Source organism: Massilia sp. CT11-108 (assembly GCF_047302915.1).
GTDB classification, from domain to species: domain Bacteria; phylum Pseudomonadota; class Gammaproteobacteria; order Burkholderiales; family Burkholderiaceae_D; genus Telluria; species Telluria orientalis.
The window spans coordinates 1-5,044 of the sequence record NZ_JBKYMO010000406.1; the positions used below are offsets into that span (position 1 = coordinate 1).

5 protein-coding genes are annotated in these 5,044 nt (G+C 66.7%); 3 read left to right on the forward strand and 2 right to left on the reverse strand.

Going from position 1 to position 5,044, the window contains the following annotated elements:
* Nucleotides 1-366: 366 nt before the first annotated feature.
* Nucleotides 367-819, reverse strand: coding sequence for a DUF2244 domain-containing protein (locus tag ACEN88_RS24050; RefSeq protein WP_413343714.1), 453 nt, complete (start codon nucleotides 817-819; stop codon nucleotides 367-369).
* 16 nt (nucleotides 820-835) lie between these two features.
* Complete coding sequence (ctaD, locus tag ACEN88_RS24055; RefSeq protein WP_413343716.1) at nucleotides 836-2,434, reverse strand: cytochrome c oxidase subunit I; 1,599 nt, start codon at nucleotides 2,432-2,434, stop codon at nucleotides 836-838.
* 101 nt (nucleotides 2,435-2,535) lie between these two features.
* Between ctaD and ACEN88_RS24060 the strand changes: the two genes are divergently transcribed.
* From ACEN88_RS24060 to ACEN88_RS24070, 3 genes are all read left to right on the forward strand, one after another.
* Nucleotides 2,536-3,786 carry an Hsp70 family protein gene (locus ACEN88_RS24060; protein ID WP_413343718.1) on the forward strand — a complete coding sequence of 417 codons (1,251 nt, stop codon included), beginning with the start codon at nucleotides 2,536-2,538 and terminating at the stop codon, nucleotides 3,784-3,786.
* A gap of 27 nt (nucleotides 3,787-3,813) precedes the next feature.
* Entirely contained in the window at nucleotides 3,814-4,449 is a 636-nt protein-coding gene (locus tag ACEN88_RS24065) for a PolC-type DNA polymerase III (RefSeq protein WP_413343719.1), read from the forward strand.
* A 194-nt stretch (nucleotides 4,450-4,643) separates the two neighbouring features.
* On the forward strand, nucleotides 4,644-5,044 hold a 401-nt coding region (locus tag ACEN88_RS24070; protein WP_413343721.1), incomplete at its 3' end, for a tetratricopeptide repeat protein.

A 5,044-nucleotide genomic window follows, 5' to 3' on the forward strand; every position in this document is an offset into this window, starting at 1 on the left:
GGGCGTCAAGAACCCAGTGCTGCTGGCGCGGGCCGTCGTCTTCCATCGATACGACCGCCGCGATGGCGGCCTCGAGCGCGCGGGCTTCCGGCGCCGCCGTGCACGACGATTGCATATCCTTGGGTAACGCTCATGTTGTTCTTCTCTCCTGGGAAACTTGTGCAATGCGCGCACCAACGCGGTGCGGCAAAGCGGATACCGCATTATGCAAAACATAAGAAAATAGAAACATCGGTCGCGTCGCCGTGTGGTTGTCGGACGCGGCTTACACGGATCAGGTTGACGAGAAAGCTGTCCGTAGGAGTGGGAATACGGGTATCCCGGCGCGCTTCGTTTCAGCCGGGAACGCGTTCTGACAGCGTTGCGCTACCGCATCGCGGATACGCTGCGCAGCGCCTGGCGCAGTTCGCGCGCCACCTGGCGGCGCCGCGTATCGTCCACGAAGCGCCCGATCTCGACCTTCACGCCGCGCGATTCCAGTTGGATCAGCGTGCGGCGGCGTTCGTCCGGCACGACGACGCGGGTCCACAGTGGATCGAGCCGCACGAGTTCCCGGTGGTCGGCCTGGACGCAGGTGACGAGCAGGCCGGACTCGGACAGGGCGATGCGCTCGTGGTCCGTCGCGTGGCGCGCATAGACGAGGAGGGCGAGCCCGACGAGTGCCAGCTCGAGCAGGGAAAACGCGAGGACGAACCAGATGCCTTGAAGGAGAAAGCCGAGCGCGACGGCGAGCGAGCCGAGACACAGGACGGCGTACGCGCGCGCGACCTGGCGCGGGGACAGGGAGCAATTGCGCCGCAATGTCCATTCGCGCGTCATGGAGGCACTCCCGGGTTCACTTGACGAGCGGCGGCGTCTCGAACGTGTGGAAGGGCGCCGGGCTGGGGACGGTCCATTCGAGGCCTTCCGCGCCTTCCCATGGCTTCGGCGGTGCGGGCGCGCCGCCGCGGATGTTCGGGATCACGACCCAAACGAGCCAGTACACCTGCGACAGGCCGAACAGCAGGGCGCCGACGGACGTGATGGCGTGGAAGTCCGTGAACTGGACGGGATAGTCGGCGTAGCGGCGCGGCATGCCCGCCAGCCCGAGGAAATGCATCGGGAAGAAGGTCACGTTGACCCAGACGAGCGAATTCCAGAAGTGAAAACGCCCCCGTCGTTCGTCGATCATGTGTCCGGTCCATTTCGGCGCCCAGTAGTAATAGCCGGCGAACAGGGCGAACAGCGACCCCGCCACCAGCACGTAATGGAAGTGCGCGACCACGTAGTAAGTATCCTGCACCTGGACGTCGATCGGCGCCACGGAGAGGATGAGGCCCGTGAACCCGCCGATCGTGAATACCCAGATGAAGCCGACGGCGAACAGCATCGGACTTTCGAAACTGAGCGACCCCTTCCACATCGTGGCCACCCAGTTGAACACCTTCACGCCGGTGGGGACGGCGACCAGCATCGTCGCATACATGAAGAACAGCTGGCCCGTGACGGGCATGCCCGTCGTGAACATGTGGTGCGCCCACACGATGAACGAGATGATGGCGATGGCGGCCGTCGCATAGACCATCGACGCATAGCCGAACAGGGCCTTGCGCGAAAATGCGGGAATGACCTGCGAGATGATGCCGAAGCCGGGCAGGATCATGATGTAGACCTCGGGGTGGCCGAAGAACCAGAAGATGTGCTGGTACATGACGGGGTCCCCGGCACCGGCCGCGTTGAAGAACGTGGTGCCGAAATGGCGGTCGGTGAGGATCATCGTGACGGCCGTCGCGAGCACCGGCATCACGGCGATCAGCAGGTAGGCGGTGATCAGCCACGTCCAGCAGAACATCGGCATCTTCATCAGCGACATGCCGGGCGCGCGCAGGTTCAGGATCGTCGTGACGATGTTGATGGCGCCCATGATGGACGACACGCCCATCATGTGCACGGCGAAGATCGTCATGTCCATGCCCGGCCCCATCTGGACCGACAGGGGCGGGTACATGGTCCACCCGGCCGCGTTGGCGCCGCCGGCGACGAAGAACGAGCCCACGAGCAGGATCGCGGCGGGCGCCAGGAGCCAGAACGAGAAATTGTTCATGCGTGCGAACGCCATGTCGGCCGCGCCCACCTGCAGCGGGATCATCCAGTTCGCGAACCCGACGAAGGCGGGCATGATGGCGCCGAAGATCATCACGAGGCCGTGCATGGTGACGAACTGGTTGTACAGCTCCGGCTGGAAGAATTGCAGACCGGGCTGGAACAGTTCCAGCCGGATCAGCAGGGCCAGCACGCCGCCGACCATGAACATGGTGACGGAGAACCACAGGTACAGCGTGCCGATGTCCTTGTGGTTCGTTGCGAACAGCCAGCGGCGCCACCCGTGCGGGTGGGTGTGCCCGCCGGCATGGCTGCCGGGGCTGTAATCGGAACTGCCTGCCGTCGTCGACATATCTGCTCCGTTTGGCGTCGTGTGCATGAGACAAGCCGGGCCGGCGTTGGTTCCGCGCCCGGAATCTGGTAACATCTCGCCCCTTTCATCGAGAGACTTCCATGGCCAACGCTTGCGGCGTCGATTTCGGCACGTCCAATTCCACCGTCGGCTGGGTGCGGCCCGGCCAACCCACGCTGCTGCCCCTCGAGGACGGCAAGGCGACCCTGCCGTCCGTCGTGTTCTTCAATGCCGACGACGAGCAGGTACGCTACGGCCGCGCCGCGCTGGCCGACTATCTGGAAGGCTATGACGGGCGCCTGATGCGGTCGCTGAAGAGCCTGCTGGGCACCAGCCTGATGGATGGCCAGACGGAGGTCGCGGGCCGCGCGTTGCCGTTCCGTCAACTGCTGGGGCATTTCATCGGCGAGGTCAAGCGCCGCGCCGAGTGCGAGGCGGGCCGCGGGTTCGACCGTGCCGTGTTCGGCCGCCCCGTGTACTTCGTCGACGACGACCCGGAGGCGGACCGCCTCGCCGAGGACACGCTGGCCGACATCGCCCGTTCCGTGGGCTTCACGGAGATCGGCTTCCAGTACGAACCGATCGCGGCCGCGTTCGACTACGAATCCCGCATCGAACGCGAGGAACTGGTGCTGATCGCCGACATCGGCGGCGGCACGTCCGACTTCTCGCTCGTGCGCCTGGGGCCGGCGCGCGCGAACCGCCTGGACCGCCGCGACGACATCCTCGCCACCGGCGGCGTGCACATCGGCGGCACGGACTTCGACAAATACCTGAGCCTGGCGTCCGTCATGCCGCTGCTGGGCCATGGCAGCACGCTGCTGTCGGGGGCCTCGGTGCCGTCGAGCTATTATTTCAACCTGGCGACGTGGCACACGATCAACCAGGCTTATACGCGCAAGAGCGTCGCGCAGCTCGCTGACCTCGTGCGCGACGCGGCCGAGCCCGACAAGCTCAAGCGCCTGCAGCGCCTGATCGACGACCGCGCCGGCCACTGGCTCGCGATGCGCGTGGAAGAAGCGAAGATCGGCCTGTCGGACACGCCGGAAGTGGCGCTCGACCTCGACCGCCTCGACCCGCCCGAACTGCTGCGCGTGCACCGCGACCTGTTCACGGACGCGATCGCCGGCATGATCGACAGCGTCGGCGCGACCGTGCAGCGCCTGCTGGACGAAGCGGGCATCGGGCCGGAGCGCGTCGATACCGTGTTCTTCACGGGCGGTTCCAGCGGCGTGGCGAGCCTGCGCGAGCGGATCGCCGCGATCGTACCGGACGCGCGCCGCGTCGAAGGCGACCTGTTCGGCAGCATCGGCGCCGGGCTGGCGATCGACGCCGCCCGTAAGTTTGGTTGAAGCGATCTGGTCAAAGAAAGGATCACCGTGTTCGAACGCCCCATCGTCATGCTCGACTTCGAGACCACCGGCCTGTCGCCCGACGGCGGCGACCGCATCACCGAGGTGGCGGCCCTGCGCATCGCGGACGGCCGGATCGTCGAGCGCTACGTCTCGCTCGTGAACTGCGGCGTGCGCGTGCCGTCGTTCATCACCCAGCTGACGGGCATCACGCAGGCGATGGTCGACGGCGCGCCGCCGGCCGCCGAGGTCGTGCCCGCGCTCATCGACTTCATCGGCGACGACGTGCTGGCCGCGCACAATGCGAGCTTCGACGAGAAATTCCTCAAGGCCGAGGGCGCGCTGCTGGGACACGGTTGCCGGCATGGCGGGCTCGTGTGCTCGCTGAAGCTGTCGCGCCGCGTGTTCCCCGGCATGGCGAGCTACAAGCTGGGCCAGTTGTCGCGTGCGCTCGGCATCGTGTTCAAGGGCAACGCCCACCGGGCCGAGGCCGACGCCGAAGTGGCCGCCCAGCTGCTGCTGCACATCGGCCGGCACCTCGGCGACGCCTACGGGCTGGCGGGCGTCGACCCGGACCTGCTCGTCTCGCTGAACCGCGTGGCGGCCGCGAAGGTCGACGCATTCATGGGCGTGTACGCGGCCGGGCGGCGCGTAACGGCCTGATCCGGCTTTATATTTCCTGCATGCAGTAGGGCTTCGTCGCGTGGCACTGTCCCCGCCGGCCGAGCCGTCGCGCCGGCGTCGTTTTTGCCGTCGTCCATCCCCTTCACGTTGTTGCAAGTCAAATCCGTAATGCATCTCGTCATTACAATTTTTGCAATTCTTGGCCTCAACGCGTGTCCGTCAGGAGCTACCGCATGCACAGTCACGAGTCCCTCCCGCGCGCCGGCGCGCTCGCCTGGTTCGCCCGCGCCGCCGCGTGTGGCGATGCCTATGCGCAGTTCAACCTGGGCATGATGTACAAGGAAGGCGACGGTGCCCCGCAGGACGACGTCGCCGCCTGCCGGTGGCTGGAGCGGGCCGCGCGCCAGCGTCTCGCGTTCGCCCAGAACCACCTGGGCAGCATGTATTTCCTGGGGCGGGGCGTGGTGCAGTCCGACTACGAAGCAGCGTACTGGTTCGGCCTCGCCGCCGCGCAGGGCGACGCGTCGGCGCAGCAGAACCTGGGCGACCTGTACCGGGCCGGGCGGGGCGTCGTGCGCGACTCCGCCCAGGCCGTCGCCTGGTACTACAAGGCGGCCGAGCAGCCGCTGGGCGC